Origin of the sequence: Streptomyces sp. NPDC051243, from assembly GCF_044455405.1 — a bacterium.
Taxonomy (GTDB): Bacteria; Actinomycetota; Actinomycetes; order Streptomycetales; family Streptomycetaceae; genus Streptomyces.
Genome location: NZ_JBITES010000030.1, coordinates 24,008 through 41,821, shown reverse-complemented (window position 1 = coordinate 41,821; position 17,814 = coordinate 24,008). Strand labels below are relative to the sequence as shown.

General features: G+C 70.0%; 14 protein-coding genes. 6 read left to right on the top strand and 8 right to left on the bottom strand.

Annotation, left to right across the window (positions count from 1 at the left end; translation table 11 throughout):
• Window positions 1–247 precede the first annotated feature (247 nt).
• Both ACIBAG_RS44905 and ACIBAG_RS44900 read left to right on the top strand, forming a co-directional pair.
• Complete coding sequence (locus ACIBAG_RS44905; RefSeq protein WP_399113829.1) at window positions 248–1,072, top strand: class I SAM-dependent methyltransferase; 825 nt, start codon at window positions 248–250, stop codon at window positions 1,070–1,072.
• Between the two features lie 488 nt (window positions 1,073–1,560).
• Window positions 1,561–1,704, top strand: coding sequence for a hypothetical protein (locus ACIBAG_RS44900; RefSeq protein WP_399113827.1), 144 nt, complete (start codon window positions 1,561–1,563; stop codon window positions 1,702–1,704).
• 42 nt (window positions 1,705–1,746) lie between these two features.
• On the opposite strand, the gene ACIBAG_RS44895 is transcribed toward ACIBAG_RS44900, so the two are convergent.
• Complete coding sequence (locus tag ACIBAG_RS44895) at window positions 1,747–3,543, bottom strand: ABC transporter ATP-binding protein (RefSeq protein ID WP_399113825.1); 1,797 nt, start codon at window positions 3,541–3,543, stop codon at window positions 1,747–1,749.
• A gap of 303 nt (window positions 3,544–3,846) precedes the next feature.
• Between ACIBAG_RS44895 and ACIBAG_RS44890 the strand changes: the two genes are divergently transcribed.
• The gene (locus ACIBAG_RS44890; protein WP_399113823.1) at window positions 3,847–5,136 is read left to right on the top strand and encodes a DUF418 domain-containing protein; all 1,290 of its coding nucleotides are present in this window, start codon (window positions 3,847–3,849) and stop codon (window positions 5,134–5,136) included.
• Window positions 5,137–5,251: 115 nt separating this feature from the next.
• Here ACIBAG_RS44890 and ACIBAG_RS44885 read toward each other — a convergent pair whose 3' ends face one another.
• The 7 genes from ACIBAG_RS44885 to ACIBAG_RS44855 form a co-directional block, all read right to left on the bottom strand.
• Window positions 5,252–6,307 (bottom strand): LacI family DNA-binding transcriptional regulator, encoded by a 1,056-nt coding sequence (locus ACIBAG_RS44885; protein WP_399113821.1) that lies wholly within the window; start codon window positions 6,305–6,307, stop codon window positions 5,252–5,254.
• Between the two features lie 164 nt (window positions 6,308–6,471).
• Entirely contained in the window at window positions 6,472–8,064 is a 1,593-nt protein-coding gene (locus tag ACIBAG_RS44880; RefSeq protein WP_399113819.1) for a family 43 glycosylhydrolase, read from the bottom strand.
• Entirely contained in the window at window positions 8,061–9,011 is a 951-nt protein-coding gene (locus tag ACIBAG_RS44875; protein ID WP_399113817.1) for a carbohydrate ABC transporter permease, read from the bottom strand. The genes ACIBAG_RS44880 and ACIBAG_RS44875 overlap by 4 nt, the downstream gene beginning before the upstream one ends.
• Complete coding sequence (locus ACIBAG_RS44870) at window positions 9,011–9,898, bottom strand: carbohydrate ABC transporter permease (protein ID WP_399113816.1); 888 nt, start codon at window positions 9,896–9,898, stop codon at window positions 9,011–9,013. The genes ACIBAG_RS44875 and ACIBAG_RS44870 overlap by 1 nt, the downstream gene beginning before the upstream one ends.
• Before the next feature lie 10 nt (window positions 9,899–9,908).
• A complete protein-coding gene (locus ACIBAG_RS44865; RefSeq protein WP_399113814.1) occupies window positions 9,909–11,246 on the bottom strand; it encodes an ABC transporter substrate-binding protein in 1,338 nt (445 codons plus the stop codon).
• A 420-nt stretch (window positions 11,247–11,666) separates the two neighbouring features.
• The gene (locus ACIBAG_RS44860) at window positions 11,667–12,755 is read right to left on the bottom strand and encodes a LacI family DNA-binding transcriptional regulator (protein ID WP_399113812.1); all 1,089 of its coding nucleotides are present in this window, start codon (window positions 12,753–12,755) and stop codon (window positions 11,667–11,669) included.
• Window positions 12,756–13,095: 340 nt separating this feature from the next.
• Window positions 13,096–14,109: a hydroxyacid dehydrogenase gene (locus ACIBAG_RS44855; protein WP_399113810.1), complete on the bottom strand. Its 1,014-nt coding sequence runs from the start codon at window positions 14,107–14,109 to the stop codon at window positions 13,096–13,098.
• 494 nt (window positions 14,110–14,603) lie between these two features.
• Here ACIBAG_RS44855 and ACIBAG_RS44850 point away from each other — a divergent pair, with 494 nt between their 5' ends.
• The 3 genes from ACIBAG_RS44850 to ACIBAG_RS44840 are packed head-to-tail and all read left to right on the top strand — an operon-like array spanning window position 14,604 to window position 17,811.
• Window positions 14,604–15,956 carry an extracellular solute-binding protein gene (locus ACIBAG_RS44850; RefSeq protein WP_399113808.1) on the top strand — a complete coding sequence of 451 codons (1,353 nt, stop codon included), beginning with the start codon at window positions 14,604–14,606 and terminating at the stop codon, window positions 15,954–15,956.
• Window positions 15,953–16,951, top strand: a complete 999-nt coding sequence (locus ACIBAG_RS44845) for a carbohydrate ABC transporter permease (RefSeq protein ID WP_399113806.1) — start codon at window positions 15,953–15,955, stop codon at window positions 16,949–16,951. Before ACIBAG_RS44850 ends, ACIBAG_RS44845 begins: the two co-directional genes overlap by 4 nt.
• Window positions 16,948–17,811, top strand: coding sequence for a carbohydrate ABC transporter permease (locus ACIBAG_RS44840; protein WP_399113804.1), 864 nt, complete (start codon window positions 16,948–16,950; stop codon window positions 17,809–17,811). Before ACIBAG_RS44845 ends, ACIBAG_RS44840 begins: the two co-directional genes overlap by 4 nt.
• Window positions 17,812–17,814 lie beyond the last annotated feature (3 nt).

Genomic DNA, 17,814 nt, shown 5'->3' with positions numbered 1-17,814 from the left:
GGAGCCGGGCGCCGCACACCGAGGTCGTCGGGTGCCGGGGCGCGCAGCTCCTCGAGGAGCGGTTCGGTCAGGCCGGTCGCGAGTCGCAATCGCGCGCCCGCCGTGACGAGCGGGGCGAGTGCGGGCGGCACCCGGGTACAGAGCGGATCGGAGGGGCCGCCGAGGCGGCGTCGGTTCGGACGGGGCGACGCTCTGCCTAGGCTCGAGCCGACATGCTGACCGTGGCTGACGACGGGGGAGTGCGCCAATGTCGATGACCGGCTCGGAAACGTTCGACCGGAGTGAGCGGCTGATGTGGGCGGGCCGGGGGGCCGCGTACGCCGGAAGCTACGCCAGGCTCTGTGCCCATACGGTGCCGCGGCTGCTCGACGCCGCCGAAGTGGGGCCGGGCGTACGGCTGTTGGACGTGGGAACCGGGCCCGGGACGGTCGCCGCGGCCGCATGCGCGCGGGGCGCGAAGGTTACGGCCGTGGATGCGGAGCCGACCATGGTCGAGCTGGCCGCGCAAGCCGCGCCCACGGCCGACGTGCGCGTGGCGACCCTCCCCCAACTGCCCTTCACGGACGGCGAGTTCGACGCCGTCGCGGCCAACTTCGTACTGAACCACGTGGGTCGGCCCAAACTCGCCCTCACCGAGCTGCGCCGGGTTCTCAGGCCGGGCGGCTGCGTCGCGCTGACCATCTGGGCGGCACCGCCCGCGGCGGGACAGGCCCTCCTCGGCCGCGCGATCCAGGCCGCGGGTGCGGTACGCCCCCCGCACCTGCCCACGGGACTCGCCCCCGAGGACGACTTTCCCCGGGACGAGAACGGCCTGTGCGGGCTGATGCACGCGGCAGGGCTGCGCGACGCCGTCTGCGAGACCCTGCGCTGGGAGCACCGGGCGGGCGCCGAGGAGTGGTGGAGCGGACCCGCGGCGGGCATCGCGTTCGGCGGGCAGATGGTGCGGAGCCAGCCGCCGCGCGTCCGCGCCGAGATCAAACGCCACTTCGATCTGTTCAGCGCGGAGTTCGCGGACGAGGACGGTGTACTGACGTTGCCCCACGCGGCGTTGCTCGCCCGGGCGTGGCACTGAGCACTCTGGTCGGCGGGGCATCACACCTGCTCATCAGTGCCTCGAGTGGGAACGAAGGCGGGTGGGGAGAACGGCGGGCATGGGACTGTCGACGGAGTTCACGGAACTGTTCGGGGTGGAGCATCCCCTTGCCCTGGCGCCGATGGGTGGGTCGGCCGGTGGGGCGCTGACCGCGGCCGTTTCGCGGGGTGGGGGTCTAGGCCCTGCCGTTTGGATCATCCCGGCGTCGCGGGGTCTGGCACGCACATCTGCCGCGTTGTCGTCGGTCGCCGACTCGCCCGCGCTCGAACAACCTCGCGCGGGGGCACCCCCATCGCGTCGACTCCCTCCTCCGCCTTGCAACTGCACGCACCAGACCCCGCTCGGGTCGGCTCAAGGGTGCCGTACCTCACATCCGGCCTGATCCAAACGACAGGTCCTAGTCCGTGTCCGCAAAGTCCCGCCTGCCCCGCGACGCGACCTAGGCCCGACAGGCGTACCAGGACGCCGTGGCCCGAGGCGACATCCCCGCGCTCCCTCAGTGGGCCGGCGAGGCCGTCGGCCTCATCGACGACCTGCCGTCCGCAGCGGACCTGGTCGTCACCCTGGCCACCCAGGCCGAGGCGGCACTGACCCGAGCGGGCAGGCGCTGACAAGTGGCCCGGCCGACCGACCGCGCAGCGGCGTGTGGTGGGTCATCGCGCCGGGGCCAGGAGCTGGGTGGCCGCCAACTGCGCGTACAGCGGGTCCTGGGCCACCAGTTCCTCATGGGTGCCCACGGCCCGGACCCGGCCGGCGTCCATCACGACGATCCGGTCGGCGCCTGTCACCGTCGACAGGCGGTGGGCCACCACCAGCACGGTGGTCTCGCGGGCCAGGTCGGTGATGACGTCGCGCAGCGCCAGCTCGTTGACGGCGTCGAGTTGCGAGGTCGCCTCGTCCAGGAGCAGCAGGCGTGGCTTGCGCAGCAGGGCGCGGGCTACGGCGATGCGCTGCCGCTCGCCGCCCGACAGCTTCGAGCCGCGGTGTCCGACCGGGGTGTCCAAGCCCTGGGGCAGGCGCTCGACCAGGGTGTCGAGTTGCGTCCGGGCCAGGACGTCGCGGATGTCGTCGTCCGTCGCGCCGGGCGCCGCGAACACCAGGTTCTCCCTCAGCGTGCCGGCCAGCACGGGGGCGTCCTGCTCCACGTATCCGATGGCGGACCGCAGCTCGGGCAGGGGCCAGTCCCGTACGTCCTTGCCGTCGACCAGGACCCGGCCGCCGGTGGCCTCGTGGAACCGCTCGATGAGCGCGAAGACCGTCGACTTGCCCGCGCCGGAGGGACCGACGAAGGCGGTCATCCCGGTGCCCGGCAGCTCGAAGCTCACCTGCTGGTGAACCTTCGGCAGGCCGGTCCGGTAGCGGAAGGACACGTCCTCGAAGCGGACCGACGCCGGACCCGGCACCGCCGCCCTCTGCGCAGGCAGGGCGCCCTTGTGCCGGTCGGTCGGCTCCGTCGACAGGCGTTCCACCTGCGCGATCCGCGAGAGCGCGGCCGCCCCCTCCTGGTACTGGGAGACGGCGTCGACCAGCCTGGACACCGGCTCGATCAGATAGAACAAGTACAGGAGGAAGGCGATGAGGGTGGACACGGGGATCTCCCCGGATGCCACCCGTGCCCCGCCGACCCCGAGCACCGCGAGGAAGGCCAGCTGTACGGCGAGTTCGTCCGCCGAGCCGGCCACGGCCTCCCACTTCGCGCTCTTCACGCCGTGCCGCCACGCCCGTCGCGCCGCCGCCTCCACCCGGGCGGTCTCCCGCTCCTCGGCACCGGACGCCTTCACGGTACGGAACGCCCCGAAGACCCGCTCCAGCGCGATCGAGATCTCCCCGACCGCCTCCTGCGAACGCTCGGTGGCGCGGGCGATCTTCGGCATCACCAGCGCGACGGCCCCGCCGACCAGCACGACCACACCGAGCGTCACAGCCAGCAGCACGGCGTCCAGGTACGCCATCATCACGATCGCCGCCACGGAGGCCACCGCGCCGGTGGCGGCCGAGACGACCGCCTGGGTGCTGACCGCCCGCAGCAGCGTCGTGTCCGAGGTGACCCTCGACATCAGATCACCCGGCGGGATCCGCTCCCACTCCGCGATCCGCAGCCGCAACAGCCGTCCCACCAGGGTGCGCCGCGCGGCCAGTACCACCGACTCCGCCGTCCGCTCCAGCACATACGCGCCGAACGCCTCGACCGCCGTGCCCAGCAGCACCAGCACGGTGAGGGCGATCAGGATCCCGGCGATGGTCTCACCGGAGGCGAGCCGGTCCACCAGTGCCTTGGTGGCCAGCGGCTGCAGCAGTCCCCCTGCGGCCCCGACCAGGGCGCACAGCAGGCCGAGGACGACGGCCCACCGGTGCGGCCGGACATAAGCGCACAGTGCCTTGACCGTCTCTCGGGCGGACAGGGAAGCCTCATGGGTCTCATCCGTCGTCGGGGCGGATGCGGTGTTCACGACATTCCTTTCTTCTCTTCTGCGGTCCGCCGGCGGACACCGAAACCCGCGCGAAGCGCCGGTCTCCATGTGTCGCTCACGGTGTGTCATGCCTCCAGCCTGGAAGCCCGTCCGCCCCGCGCCCATCCGGCAACCGTCGGGTCCACCCCCGCCGAGTGGCTGAAGAGGACCGCCGTCCGGTCGCACCGGACCGGCCGGGGACGAGACTCCGCCGGTCGGCAGGGCCGTACCCGCCGACCGGCGGGGGCGTTACCGAAGACCGCCGGATGGTCCGCCCCCCGGCGTCCACGCGAGATTCTCCGCATGACACAGACACAGCCGCCGCAGGAGACGTCAGCTCCGCAGGAGAACTCGCCTCCGCCGCCCCGAACCTCCCCCGACTCCGCCGGGCCGGCCTCGCCCGGTCCCTCGATGGGACGCCTCGTCGGGGTGGACCTGGCCCGCGCGCTGGCCGTGTTCGGCATGTACGTCGTGCACATCGGCCCCCCGCTGTCGGCCACGGACGGCGTTGCCAGCTGGATCCGGTACATATCGGACGGTCACTCGTCGGTCCTGTTCGCCACCCTCGCCGGGTTCTCGCTGATGCTGCTCGCCGGCCGCCGGGAGCCGAAGACCGGCCTGGCCGGCCGGCAGGCGAAGGCCCGGATCGCGATCCGCGCCGTGGTCCTGCTGGCGCTGGGCACCGTGATGGCGATGGAGTACGGGGGAGTGATCATCCTCGGCTTCTACGGGGTCTACTTCCTGCTCGCCCTGCCCCTGGTCCGCCTGCGCGCCAAGACCCTCGCGATCATCGCGGCCGCGTTCGCCCTCGTCACACCACAGTTGGCGTACGTCCTGACCTCGCTGCTGAGCGAGTCGGTCCAGCAGAGCATCAACGCCTACGACCCGCTCCGCCGCCTCAGCGAGGTGGGAGTGCTCGATCTGCTGCTCACCGGTTTCTACCCGGCGCTCACCTGGATGTCGTTCGTGATCGCGGGCATGGCGCTGGGTCGCCTCGACCTGTCCTCCGGCACTGTCCACAAGCGCCTGGCCGCGTTCGGTGCCGCCCTCACCGCGACCGCGTACGGCATGTCCCTGCTGCTGGCCGGCCCCGGCGCGTTGCGGAGCCTCGCGGAAGGCGGGTCGTCGTCCGGCGGCTCCGGTTCGGCGTCCTTCGGCAGCATGCCGTCGACCGGCGGCTCCGGGTCGATGCCGCTCGACGGCGGGTCGTTCCCCCAGATGCCGGCGTCGTCGCTCCTGGCGGCCGGGCCGCACAGCGGCACCACGTTCGACATCATTGGCAGCCTAGGCGTCGCGATCCTCGTGATCGTGGGCGCTACGGTGGCGATGGACCGCCTGCCGCGGCTGCGCCGCCTGGCGAAACCGGTCATCGCCGTGGGCACCATGTCCCTGACCGCCTACGTCGGCCATTTCGTCGCGCAGTCCGTGTTTTCCACGCCTGCCGGGACCGGCACCCAGCAGTCCTGGGTTCCGCTGCTCATGTACGTCTTCGGGGCGATCGTGTTCGCCGCGATCTGGTCCCGCTTCTTCCGCCGCGGCCCCCTGGAGTACCTGCTCAACGCCGCCACCAAGCCGGTGAAGTACATCCGCTGACACCTGCCCGGGGGTGGGTCGACTCCATGCAGTTCGGCCCGGCGACCTGCCCCCACGACTCGGCCGCGCGACCTGCCCGGCACTTCCCCGGCACAGGAAACCCGCCTGGGACGGCTCAATCGGGCGACCCGTCCCGGGGCCCCGCCGTGCTCCTGCGCTCCACCAACCGGGTCGACAACTCCGTCCGCGTACTCTCCGGCCGGTCCCCGTCCATCATCCGTACCAGCAGCCGCAGTGCCGTCGCCGCCATCTCCGACAGCGGCTGGCGGACCGTGGTGAGGGCCGGGCTGATCCAGCGGGCCTCCGGCAGGTCGTCGAAGCCCACCACGCTCACGTCCGCCGGCACGCTCAACCCCCGTTCCGCAAGCGCCTGGTAGACGCCGAGGGCCATACGGTCGGAGCAGACGAAGACGGCCGTCGGCGGTTCCGGCAGGTCGAGGAGGTCCAGCATGCGGCGGTGGGCGACGCTCTCGTCGAAGCCCGCGTGACGGACGTACTCGGGCCGGTGCCGTATCCCCGCGGAGGCGAGTGCGGAGCGGTAGCCGGCCACGCGGGCGTTGCTGCACATCTTGCGCTGGTGCCCGGCGATGACGGCGATGCGTTCGTGGCCGAGGCAGAGGAGGTGCTCGGTCGCCGTCACCCCGCCGTGCCAGTTCGCCGCGCCCACCGACACCACACCCGGCGGCGGCTCGAGGACCGGGTCGATCATCACGAACGGGATGCGGTGCTGCTCCAGCCACGCGTACTGAGACGCCGTCAGCTCGGCCAGATTGAACAGCACCCCCGAGGAGCCGCGCGCGATGAGCTTGTCCAGCCAGCCCCGCTCCGGACGGGCGCCCCGGGTGCGGGTCAGCCCGGCGGAGACCACGACCTCCAGCCCCGCGTCGTGGGCCGCCGCCTCCACCCCCTGCAGCACCGCCCCCGACCAGGAGGTGTCCAGCGAGTGCACGACGAGGTCGACCAGTCCCGGCGTCTTCGCCGCGTCGAAGCGGGGTCTGCGGACATAGCCGAGCCGGTCCAGCGCCTCGGTGACCCGGCGGCGGGTCTCCGGTGCGACGTCCTCCCGGCCGTTGACCACCTTGGAAGCGGTCGGCACGGACACCCCGGCCTCGCGCGCCACGACTGCCAGGGTCGGCCCGGCCGCCATGCTCGCACTGCCCGTACGGACCATCGGGAACCACCTCTCCGGCCCGCCCGAGGGCCATGAAAAGTTTTCGACCAGCGCGGAAACAGTAAGCGCTTCCTACCCTAGGTACACCGAAAGGAGTCCGGAAGGGGCCGGAGTGGCAAGGTCCGCATGTTCCCCGACTTTCGAAACCTCGAACAGGGCCGGGATCACCGGCAGGTGAGGCGGAACCCCGTGAAGTCGGCCGTGAAAGCGGCATCGACGAGATCCACGGCGTGGACACCCGCCATCGCCCCGGTGAAGCGCAGCTTGGAGCCGTAGTCGTCGGAGAGCCGGGTGAAGTCCAGCGGCGGCCCGATCGGTGTGCGCACGCCCTCGCGGACGTACCAGAACCGCGCCCGGCCGTCGTCGACCGTCACGCCCAGGGTCAAGGGCGCGCTCGCGTCCACCTCCACGACCGCCGCCCGCCGGGTGACCGACTCCTCCCGCTCGACGAGGCTCAGTACCGTACGGCCCGCACCGCGCCACTGCTGGCCGCGCTGCTCCTCTCCCTCGGGCTCCGCCCAGGTGAGATCCAGGCTCAGATACGCCTCCGTGCCGTACCAGAGGACCAGCCCGGCGGCCTGCGTGAACGTTCGCGGCCGCGCCTCCACGGTGACCTCGGCCTCGGCACGGTGCTCGGTGACGCGCTGGGCGAGCAGGCTGTGCGCCCACCGGGACTCGGGACCGTGCCGGCCGGTCAGCCTGATCCAGCCGGGGCGGGTGGTGGTGTCGGCCCAGCTCGGATCGGCGTAGCCGCGCAGGGTGCTCCAGGGCCAGCCCAACGGATCGTCCAGGTCGGCGGGTTCGGGCGCCGGCTCGGTGCTGGGACGTGTCGGCACGTCGACCTCGACCGCGGGTTGCGGACCCCCGTGCCGCAGCCTGGGCCGGCCGTCCGCGTCCCAGACCACCGCCTGGATCGCCGTCTCCCGCCCGAGCGGGCAGCGCGGACCGTTTGGCGTGTGCAGCGGACGGGCCACCAGGTGGCTCAACACCCAGTCGCCGTCCGGCGTTTGGACCAGCTCGGCGTGGCCGGCCTTCTGCAACGGCGACGACGGATCGTCCCGGGACGTCAGCAGCGGACGGTCGTCGAGTTCGTACGGGCCCGTGATGCCGCGGCCGCGCGCCATCCGCACGCCGTGCTCGAAACCCGTGCCCCCTTCCGCCAGGACCAGGTGGTACCAGCCGTCCCGGTGCACCAACTTCGGGCCCTCGATGAGCCGTTCGTGCTGGAGAAGCAGGTGGGTGTCCCCGACCGGGCTCAACGTCTCCCGGTCGAGCTCGGTCAGCACGATCCCGGCGAAACGCCGACCGCCCGGGCGGCAGTCGTTCTGGAGGTTGAGCAGCCACAGCCGCCCCTCCTCGTGGAAGAGCGCGGGGTCGAACCCGTGGCTCGGGATGCGACGCGGCGGCGTCCATCTGCCGCCGATCTCCGGGGCCGTGCTGACGTACGTGTCCACGTCGAAGTACGGCGTGCCCACCGAGCGCACCACCGAGTAGACCACCCAGAAGCGCTCGCCGTCCCAGCTCAGCGACGGCGCCCAGATGCCACCCGAGTCGGGGACACCGGCCAGCGAGTCGCCCGGGACCGCGCCCCGGACATGGCCGGCGTACTCCCAGTGGGCCAGGTCCCGGGAACGGTGGATCGGGATGGTCGGGAACCACTCGAACGAACTCGTGGCCACGTAGTACCAGTCACCGACCCGGACCAGGGAGGGGTCGGGGGCGAATCCGCGGATCACCGGGTTGTGCAGCAGGGTCACTTCAGGGCCCCCAGCGTCACGCCGGTCCGCCAGTAGCGCCGCATCGCGACCATCATGATCGCCATCGGGACGATGGACAGCAGGGCGCCGGTCAGGACGAGGCTGGTGACGTCGATGCCCGACTCCAGCTTCTTGCCGGTCCAGTGGTACAGACCCAGGTTGAGCGTCCAGTTCTCCTGGCCGCGCAGCACGGTGAGGGGGAGGAAGAAGGCGTTCCAGGTGTTGACGAAGGCGAGCAGGAACACGGTGGCACCGCCCGTCGTCATCATCCGCAGCACGATGCTGAAGAAGATCCGCAGCTCGCCCGCGCCGTCGATGCGGGCCGCCTCCAGCAGCTCGAACGGGATCGTGGCCTCGGTGTAGACCTTGGCCAGATACACGCTGAACGGGTTGATCAGGCAGGGGATCAGCATCGCCCAGGGTGTGTCGACCAGCCCGATCGCCGAGAACAGCAGATACAGCGGAAGGGTGAGCAGCGCGATCGGGATCAGGAACGAGCCGACCACGGCCGCGAACACCACGCCCCGGCCGGGGAAGTCGAACCGGGCGAGGCCATAGCCCGTCGCGAGGGCGATGAGCGTGCCGCCGAGCGAGCCGACACCGGCGTACAGGAACGAGTTGGCGGTCCAGCGCAGGAAGATGCCGTCGTCGTAGGTGAAGACCTGCTGGAGGTTGTCCCACAGGTGCCAGCCCGAGAACCACAGGCCGTTGCTCTGGTACAGGCCCACCCGGTCCTTGGTCGCGGCGATCATCAGCCAGTACACCGGGAAGAGGCTGTAGACACTGGCCAGGACCAGACCGAGCAGGAGGAATCGCTGGCCGCCCCGGGAGCGTGCGGCCGGATCCGGGCGGGTACGCCGGCGGACGCCGCCTCCGCCGGGCGGTACGGCGGCGGTCTCCGGACCGTTCTGTGTGCCGCTGTCCTCGCGGTTTTCCGTCAGCGTCATCAGTCCACCTCCCTCGAGGTCAGTCGGTAGAAGACGAAGGAGGCCACACCGAGGATCAGGGCGAGCAGCACCGACAGGGCGGCGGCGTAGTGGTAGTTGGCGGCGTTGAACGCCTGGTTGTAGATGATCATGATCGGGGTGAAGCTGTCGCTGACCGTCTCGGGGGTCACGTTCCGGAACAGCGCAGGCTCGTTGAAGATCTGGAGCATCTGGATGATCGACAGCAGCGCGGTCAGGACGAGCGCGCCGCGCACGAACGGGACCTTGATGCTCAGCGCGATCCGCAGCTCCGAGGCACCGTCCAGGCGCGCGGCCTCGAACAGCTCACGGGGCACGCCCTGCAGCGCCGAGTAGATGATCACCATGTTGTAGCCGATGCCGTGCCAGGTCAGCAGGTTGCCGATGGCCGGCCACACCATGGAGGGCGCGAAGAAGTTCCAGTCGAACCCGAACAGGTCGCCGAGCGGGGTGAGTGGACCGACGTCGGGGCTGTACAGGTTGATCCACACGATGGCCGCGACCACGCCGGGGATCATGTACGGCACCAGCAGCATGATCCGGAACCGCCCTGCCGTCCTGGCGGTGACCGCGTCCAGGAACAGCGCCAGGACCAGGCTGACGAGCAGCATGAACGGGATCTGGACGCAGGCGAACAGCACCACCCGCAGGATGGAGGTCATGAACGCCGAGTCGGTCAGGCCGTTCCGGTAGTTTTCCAGCCCGACGAACTCCGTGGTCGCACCGCCACCGAGACCGAGCCCGGACTGCTTCTCCAGAAACAGCGACTGGTGGACCGCGTAACCGATCGGGAGCAGATACAGGAAGACGAAGCCGAGCTGGAAGGGCACCGTGAACGCGGCACCCTTCCAGCGCTGGGAGCGAATCATCGGGTCCGCCTCAGCCCTTGACGCTGATGCCGCGCTGCTTCAGGTCGCCCACCGTCCACTCCTGCATGTGCGCCAGGAGGTCGGTGACTTTCTGCTCCTTGCTGACGACCTTGGCCCACTCGTCCTGCATCTCGGTGAACATCGCGGTCCAGTTGGGCCCGAAGGTCCAGTCGGTGGTGATGGTGCCCAGGCTGTCGGTGACGACCTTCTTCGCGGGCTCGTAGTTCTTCCCGAGCAGCTTCTCGGAGATCGCCTCGGAGACATACGCGTCACTGTCGGCCAGCGCGGGCATCACCCCGCTGCCGGTCTCCGGGCTCGCCATGGTCTTGACGGCGCCGGTGTCGGTCGACATCCACAGCGCCGCCTCGGCGGCCTGCTCCTTGTGCTCGCAGCCCTCGGTCACCAGCGTCAGGTTGCCGCTCTGGTTGGTGCCGGCCGGTGTCTTGGCCGCCTCGCCCTCGAAGGTCGGCCAGGGGGACAGCGCCCAGTCGCCGAAGGACTTGGTGAAGTTCTGCACCATGCCGGACATCTGCCAGGTGGAGATCTGCCGGGTCGCGGTGCCGCCGTTGTCGTAGTTGCGCTGCACGGCCGCGTAGTCGGCGAAGGACAGCTTGGAGTTCAGGTCGTTGTCGATGATCTCCTGGATCACCTTCGCGGCCTTGAGCGTGCCCTCGTCCTGGAAGTTCACCACCCAGGAGTCGCCGTCGATGCTGTACCAGTGCGCCCCGGCCTGCATGGCCAGCACCTCCAGGGTGCTCGGGTCCTCACCGGCGTAGTTGGTGATCTTGATGTCGTGCTTCTTCAGCTCCTTGCCCGCGGCGATGAAGTCGTCCCAGGTCGCCGGGGGCTTGAGCCCGTACTTCTGGAAGATGTCGGTGCGGTAGATGGTGAAGGCGGGCGCGGAGGCGGTCGGCACCCCGTACACCTTCCCCTGCACCTGACCGGTCGCCCACGAGCCGGCGTTGAACTTGTCCTTGCTCGACTCGACGTACTGGGTGATGTCGGCGAGAGCACCCTGCGAGACCCAGCTGGTCACGTACTCACCGGTGTTCTGCAGCAGACAGGGCGCGTTGTCCGCCTTGACCGCGTTGGTCAGCTGCTTCTGCATGGTCAGCTGGTCGGTGACCTTCGTGTACTTGAGCTGGACGTCTTTGTGCGAGGCGTTGAAGGCCTTGACGACGGCCTCCTGCCCGTTGGCCCAGCCCCAGAAGTCCAGGGTGACCGGGCCTGAGGCCTTGGACCCGGAGTCCGAGGAGTCGTTCCCGCCGCACGCGGCGAGCAGACCTGTCAGGGCGATTCCCGCGACGGCGGCGGAGGCGAACCTTCTCCGGGGGCTGGTGAAGTTCATCTGACCGTGATCCTTCGGAATTGGCGTTCTCAGAACGAGAGGACGGCGGCTCGGTTGTGCCGGCCAGGAACGGCGGCCGGAAACCGTCGGCTCGCGGTTGCGGGGGGTCGGCCAAGCAGAAGCTGTAGTAAGCGGTTGCAGGGACGGTAGGCCGACGTCTCCTCTCAGAGCAAGAGGTGCGCGGCAAATTTGTTACGGCGGATTGTCGTCGGCGTGATCGGCGAAGGTGCGCGGACGGGCGGCCGCCGGGTCGGCATACCCGCAGGTCACAGGGGCTCTACTGGCGAGGTGGCAGACCAGGGCTGAGGCGCTCACCGACCGGGGGCGCAGGAGAAAATCTTCAGGAAACCGATTACGTAACGCACGCCAAGACGCATCTCAACGGCTCTCGACGGGGCATGACCCGCACCCCTGCGCGGCTCAGTCCCGCAGCCGAGGCGGCCTTACGGAGTTGCGTACGACGACATGGGTGCCCAGCACCAGATGGTCGCCGTCGCTGCCCCTGCGGCGCCCGCCGGTGCCCTCGCGCCGGTCGGCCACGGCACGCAGGGCGACCCGGCCCATCTCCTCGTACGGCACGTGCACGGTGGTGAGTTGGGGGGTGAGCTGGGAGGCGAGCGGGATGTCGTCGTAGCCGACGATCGACACGTCCTCGGGAACCCGCAGCCCCGCCGCGCGCAGGGCCTGCATGGCACCCGCCGCGACGACGTCCGTCCCGGCGAGCACCGCGGTGAAGTCGGGAGTCTCCGCCAAGGCCGCCTCGACGGCCTCGTAGCCGTGCTCGTCGTCGTACTGGCCATGGCGCACGAGTGCCGGCTCGAAGGGCACCCCGTACGCCTCGAAGGCACGTTGCGCGCCTCTCAAGCGCCCCTGGGCGGTGGTGAGTTCGGCGGGACCCGGCAGCACGAGAACCCGCCGGTGGCCGGCCGACAGCAGGTGGCTGGCCATGGCGTAGGCGCCGCCCTCGTTGTCGTAGTCCACCGTCGTCGCCGGTACGTCGCCCTCCAGCGGAGGTCTGCCCACGAGCACCAGATGGGACCCGGCGGCATCCAGGGAACGGGCGAACCTGGCCATGCGCAGTTGGTACTCGTCGTAGTCGTAGGCGCCGCCCAGCAGCACCACGGCGGCGACACCCTGCTGGCGCATGAGGTTGACGAGGGCGAGTTCCCGCTCGGGATCGTCGCCGGTGGTCCCCACCAGCGAGAGCCAGCCGCGCAGGGTGGCCGCGCCCTCCACGCCCCTCGCCACATGGGCGAACGCGGCGCCGGTGATGTTGTTGATGAGGATGGCCACGGTGGGCGTACCGCCGCCGGCCAGGGAGCGGGCGTGGGCGTTGGTGACGTAGTCCAGGTCCCGGACGACCTTCATCACCCGGCGGCGCAGGTCCTCGGAGACCGGATAGTTGCCGGACAGCACGCGCGACACGCTGGCGACCGAGACGCCCGCGCGCTCCGCCACGTCCCGGATGGTGGCCCGACCGGCGTCGCCGGACGCCTTGCGCTGACTCACCCTTGCGGCTCCTTCACCGTCGCGCCTGCCTCACGGAAACCGTATCCCATGGCTTCTCCCGGGGATTGTGCCTGCTGGACGGCGCGGGGCGGGGTGGGGTGGTGCGGGGGGCGGGCAAGGGCCTGCTGGACGGTGGAGATGGCGGACGGGGCCGAGTGCAGGCTCGCTGTGGTGCCCACGTCCTAGTGGAGGCTCGCTGGGTCGTGCGCATGCTCGGGTGCAGGCTCGCTGGGTGGCGCGCATGCTCGGGTGCAGGCTCGCTGGGTGGTGCGCACGCCGGGTGCAGGCTCGCTGGATGTCCCGCACGCCCGAGCGCAGGCCCGCTGGGAGTCGCGCACCCTCAAGCCACTCGTCCCAGATCGGCGAACCGCACCTCGTGCACGAGCCGCCCACCCGCCGCCACTCGCTCCATCTCCTCCACCACGATCCGCCCGAGCCGCTCCAGTTCGTTCCCCAGCGACCCGGCGATATGAGGGGTGAGGAACACGTTGGGCAGGTGGTACAGCGGTGACCCAGCGGGCAGCGGCTCCGGCTCGGTCACGTCGAGCACGGCGTGCAGCCGCCCGGAAACCAGCTCGTCCGTCAGCGCGGCGGGATCGATCAGCGCCCCCCGGGACGTGTTGATCAGCACCCCTCCGTCCCGGATCAGCCCGAGCCGGTCCCCGTCGAGCATCCGGTACGTCTCGGGGATGTCCGGAGCGTGCAGGCTGACGATGTCGCTGTGCCGCAGCAGGTCCTCCAGCGACAGCAGTTCGGCACCGAGCTCGGCGGCCTCCGCGGCGCTGACGTACGGGTCGTGCAGCAGCACTGTGAAGTCGAACGGCCGCAACAGCTCCAGCAGCCGACGGCCGACCCGGGAGGCGCCGATGACGCCGACCCGCCGGCCAACGTTGCCGGTCGTGGCGGTCTCGCCGGGCGTCGGATAGGAGTGGGTGGCACGGAACCGCTCCCGGAAGGCGAAAGCGTCCTTCCCGGCGAGCAGGATCATGGCCAGCGTGTACTCCGCGACCGGCAGCGCGTTGCCGGTCACCGCGCTGGACACCGTGACCCCGGCCTTCCACAGCGGGTCCCCGACCAGCGAGCGAACCGAGCCCGCGGCATGCAGCACCGCCCGCAACTCGGGCGCGGCGGTCAGGAGGTCGGCGTCGAGGTGGGGGCAGCCCCAGCCGGTGACCAGCACCTCGGTGCGGGCGAGGATCCCAGCCGCCGCCGGGTCGGTGAAGTCCCGTACGACGAGCGCCGGGTCGAGCTCGGACGTCTGCCTCAGCCGGGTCATCAGCGGTGGCGGGAAGAGCAGGGGGAGGTGCACCGGATCCATCGCGAACACGGCCCTCGGCGGGAGCGGGCTGGGCATGGCTCTCCTGAGACACTGGGTGGAAACATTTTCAGAAAGCGCCTTCTACCGTAGATCTGCCGGGAGGGCCGGTCAATCACCAGGAGGAGAGGCGGCTTTTCGGAAGCGGCGGGCGGCGCTCGTGATCGACCTCCCGCAGCTCTCCGAAATCGGTTTCCGGGCCGTTCCCGGAAGTTTCACAGGGCTCGGCCAGGTCGGCGAGCGACGCATCCGATGTGGCAACCGGTTCCCTCGGCGCGGCAGGAATCAGGGTCCGCCCCGCCGCAGACTGTGCTGATCAGGCCGTGTTTCCGGGGGTTCGCAGAGCCTCGCCGACCGTGAAGCCGAGGTTACACAGTCTTTTCGAAAGTTCGTCAGGGCTCTTGACGACGTTTCCGGACCGCAAGAAGCTCTGCCCCAACCTAAGACAACCGGTTGCCGAACGGCCGGATCTCGGCCAGTGCTCGGATCAATGGTCGAAATCCCGAACGGACAGAGCGGGAGGTGGTGCGCTCATGCGACACCCACAGACCGGTGCCCCCCTGAGTCGCCGCCGCTTTCTCGGCGTCACCGCGGGAGGAGCTGTGGGCGGCGCGGCGGCCCTGAGCGGCTGTGCCATGCAGGTGTCCACCGGGGTCAGCAGCTCGGGCGAGACCGTCACCTTGATGGTCAAGCCCGACGACATCACGCCCGAGCTGGTCAAGCAGGCCCAGAAGGACACCGGCATCACGATCATCCGGGTGGACTTCGACATCACCAAGCTGATCGCGATGCTCACCGCCGGCAGGCCGCCGGACCTGGTGCGCGGTGTCGGCGCCACGGACGCCGCGTACTTCGCGGCACGGGACGTGATGCAGGAGCTGGACCCGTACTTCGCCAAGAGCGGCATCCTCAGGCTCGATGACCTGGACCCGGTCAACGACCTGTGGCGCTATGACGGAAAGACGCAGGGCAAGGGCCCGCGCTACGGCATGGCGAAGGACTTCTCCCAGGACTCCATGTTCTGGTACAACACCTCGGCCTTCGACAAGAAGGGGGTCGACTACCCGCCCGAGCTCGAGCCGATCACGTACGAGGAGTGGCTGGACAACGCCGAACGTCTGGTCCAGCGCTCGAAGGGCCAGACGACCGTCTTCGGCGGCAGCTACAACGGCCTGACCAAGGGCACCCTGCTGGCAGGTCTGACGGCGGCCGCCGGAGGCCGCCTCTTCAGCGACGACTTCACCCGGGTCGACTTCACCACCCCCGAGGCCCGCAAGGCGCTGGCCTGGTACGTCGAGTACTCCAGGGCCAAGGTCGGGCCGAGCCTCGTCCAGCCCGACCCCAACGGCTGGGACGGGCCGACCTACCAGGCCGGTCGGTTGGCCATGTCGAACTCCGGCTACTGGATGGGCGGCCTGATCAACACCGACAAGAAGCTGGCGGAGGTGTCCCGTCTCGCCCCCGCCCCGGTCTTCGAGGGCGGCCCGCGCATCAGCTCCTGCCAGGGCGGTACCGGCATGTGGATGCCGCGGCAGGCGAAGAACAAGGACGCCGCGTGGCGGATCTTCGAGTGGTACTTCGGCGAGGCGCCCGCCAAGTCGCGTGCCTCCGGCGGCTGGGGCATCCCGACCCTGAAGTCCCTGCGGTCGCTGATGCCGGCCCAGGAGGACTACCAAAAGCGCGTGCTGAAGGTGCAGCAGAAAGAGCTCGAGCACTTCTCGGTGGTCGCCTTCTCCCCCTACACCACGGGGGAGTCGTTCGAGGCCCTCTTCAACCGGACCGCCCCGGCCGCGATGAAGGGCGAGATGTCCGTCGACGCCCTCGCGGGACAACTGAACTCGGCCATCAACGAGCAGCTCAAGCGCGGTAAGGAGCAAGTGGGATGACGGTCGACCAGATCCCCTCGGTCGCGGACCGGCCTCGCCCGGCCGCGAGCACCGGCCGGGCACGGACCGCCGACCGGCCGCGGTCCTCGATGACCACGCGCAGGCACCGGGCCTTCTACATGTTCACCTCGCCGTGGATCATCGGCTTCCTGCTGCTGACCATCGTGCCCATGGGGTACGCGCTGTGGCTGAGCTTCACCACGTTCGACGGCATCTCGCCGCACTGGCGCCATGTCGGGCTCGGCAACTACCGCGAGCTGCTGAACGATTCGGTGACCTGGGACGCCCTGGGCCGCGCGGGCCTGTTCGCGGTGACCTCGGTGCCGCTGTCGATCATCGCCGGACTCGGGCTCGCCGTCCTGGTGAACCGGCCGATCAGGGCGCGTGGCGTCCTCCGCACCCTGCTCTACCTGCCGGCCGTGGTGCCTCCGGTCGGGGCGGGCATCGCCTTCAAGAACCTCTTCGACCAGAACGCCGGTGCCACCAACGGCGTCCTGACCCTCTTCGGCTTCGACGCCCTCGGCTGGCTCGCCGACCCCTACGCCCGCTACGTGCTCATCATGACGGTGCTCTGGGGCGCCGGAAACATCATGATCATCTCGCTGGCGGGGCTCCAGGACGTCCCCCGCGAGCTCCATGAGGCGGCCCGCATCGACGGGGCGAGCTCCTGGCGGACCTTCCGCAGCATCACCGTGCCGCTGCTGTCGCCGGTGCTGCTCTTCCAGACGGTGACCGGGGTGATCGCCTCGGTGCAGACCATCATGCCGCTGCTGCTGGCGCCCATCGCGAGCACGGCCGGCACCACCACGGTCCCGCAGTCCAACTACCTCTACATGATCCATGTGTTCGCGCAGTACTTCGCGCTCGGCCGCTACGGCTACGCCTCGGCACTGCTGTGGGTGCTCTTCGTCCTGATCCTCATCGCGACCGGCCTCATCTTCAGGTTCACGTCCGGCGTGGTGTTCTACAACGTCGACCCGGAGGCGAAGAAGTGACCGCCACCAGCCTGAACCCCAAGCCGCCGGTCCGCGTGCGGATGCGCGTCAACCGCCTCGTCCTCTACACGGTCCTCGTCGTCGTCACCGGGCTGTTCCTCGGCCCGTTCGGCTGGTTGGTCCTCACCGGTCTGAAGACCTCGGCCGAAACGGCCTCCGCGCCCGTGCACTGGGTGCCCGAGGTCTTCCAGTGGCACAACTTCGCCGACGCCTACAAGCTCATCGACTTCCTGGGCTACGCCCGCAACTCCCTGATCATCGCCCTGATCTACGCCGTCCTCGTCACCCTCAGCTCGGCCTGGGTCGGCTACGGCTTCGCCCGGCTGACCGCGCCCGGCAAGAAGACGCTGTTCGGCATCCTGATCGGCTCGATGATGCTGCCGCAGATGATCACCCTGCTGCCGACGTACCTGATCTTCGCCAAGCTCGGCATGGTCGACACGTACTGGCCGTGGGTGCTGTGGGGCCTGTCCTCCGCCCCCTACCTGGTCTTCCTCTTCCGGCAGTTCTTCGCCGGCCTGCCGCGCGAACTGGAGGAGGCCGCGATCGTCGACGGCTGCGGATACGCCCAGATCTTCTGGCGGATCTTCCTGCCGCAGTCCTGGCCCGTCCTGTCCGCGAGCTTCGTGATCGCCTTCACCTGGACCTGGGGCGACTACATCGCCCCGCAGCTGCTGCTGTCCACCGACCGTTCCACGCTCGCCGTCGCCGTGATGACCAGCTACGTCAACACGGGCGGCCAACCCGTGACCAACCTCCAGGCCGCCGCCTCCGTGATGTACGTCGTCCCGATCCTGCTGATCTTCCTGGTCGCCCAGCGCGGCTTCGTCGCCGGGATGTCCACCTCCGGACTCAAGTGACCC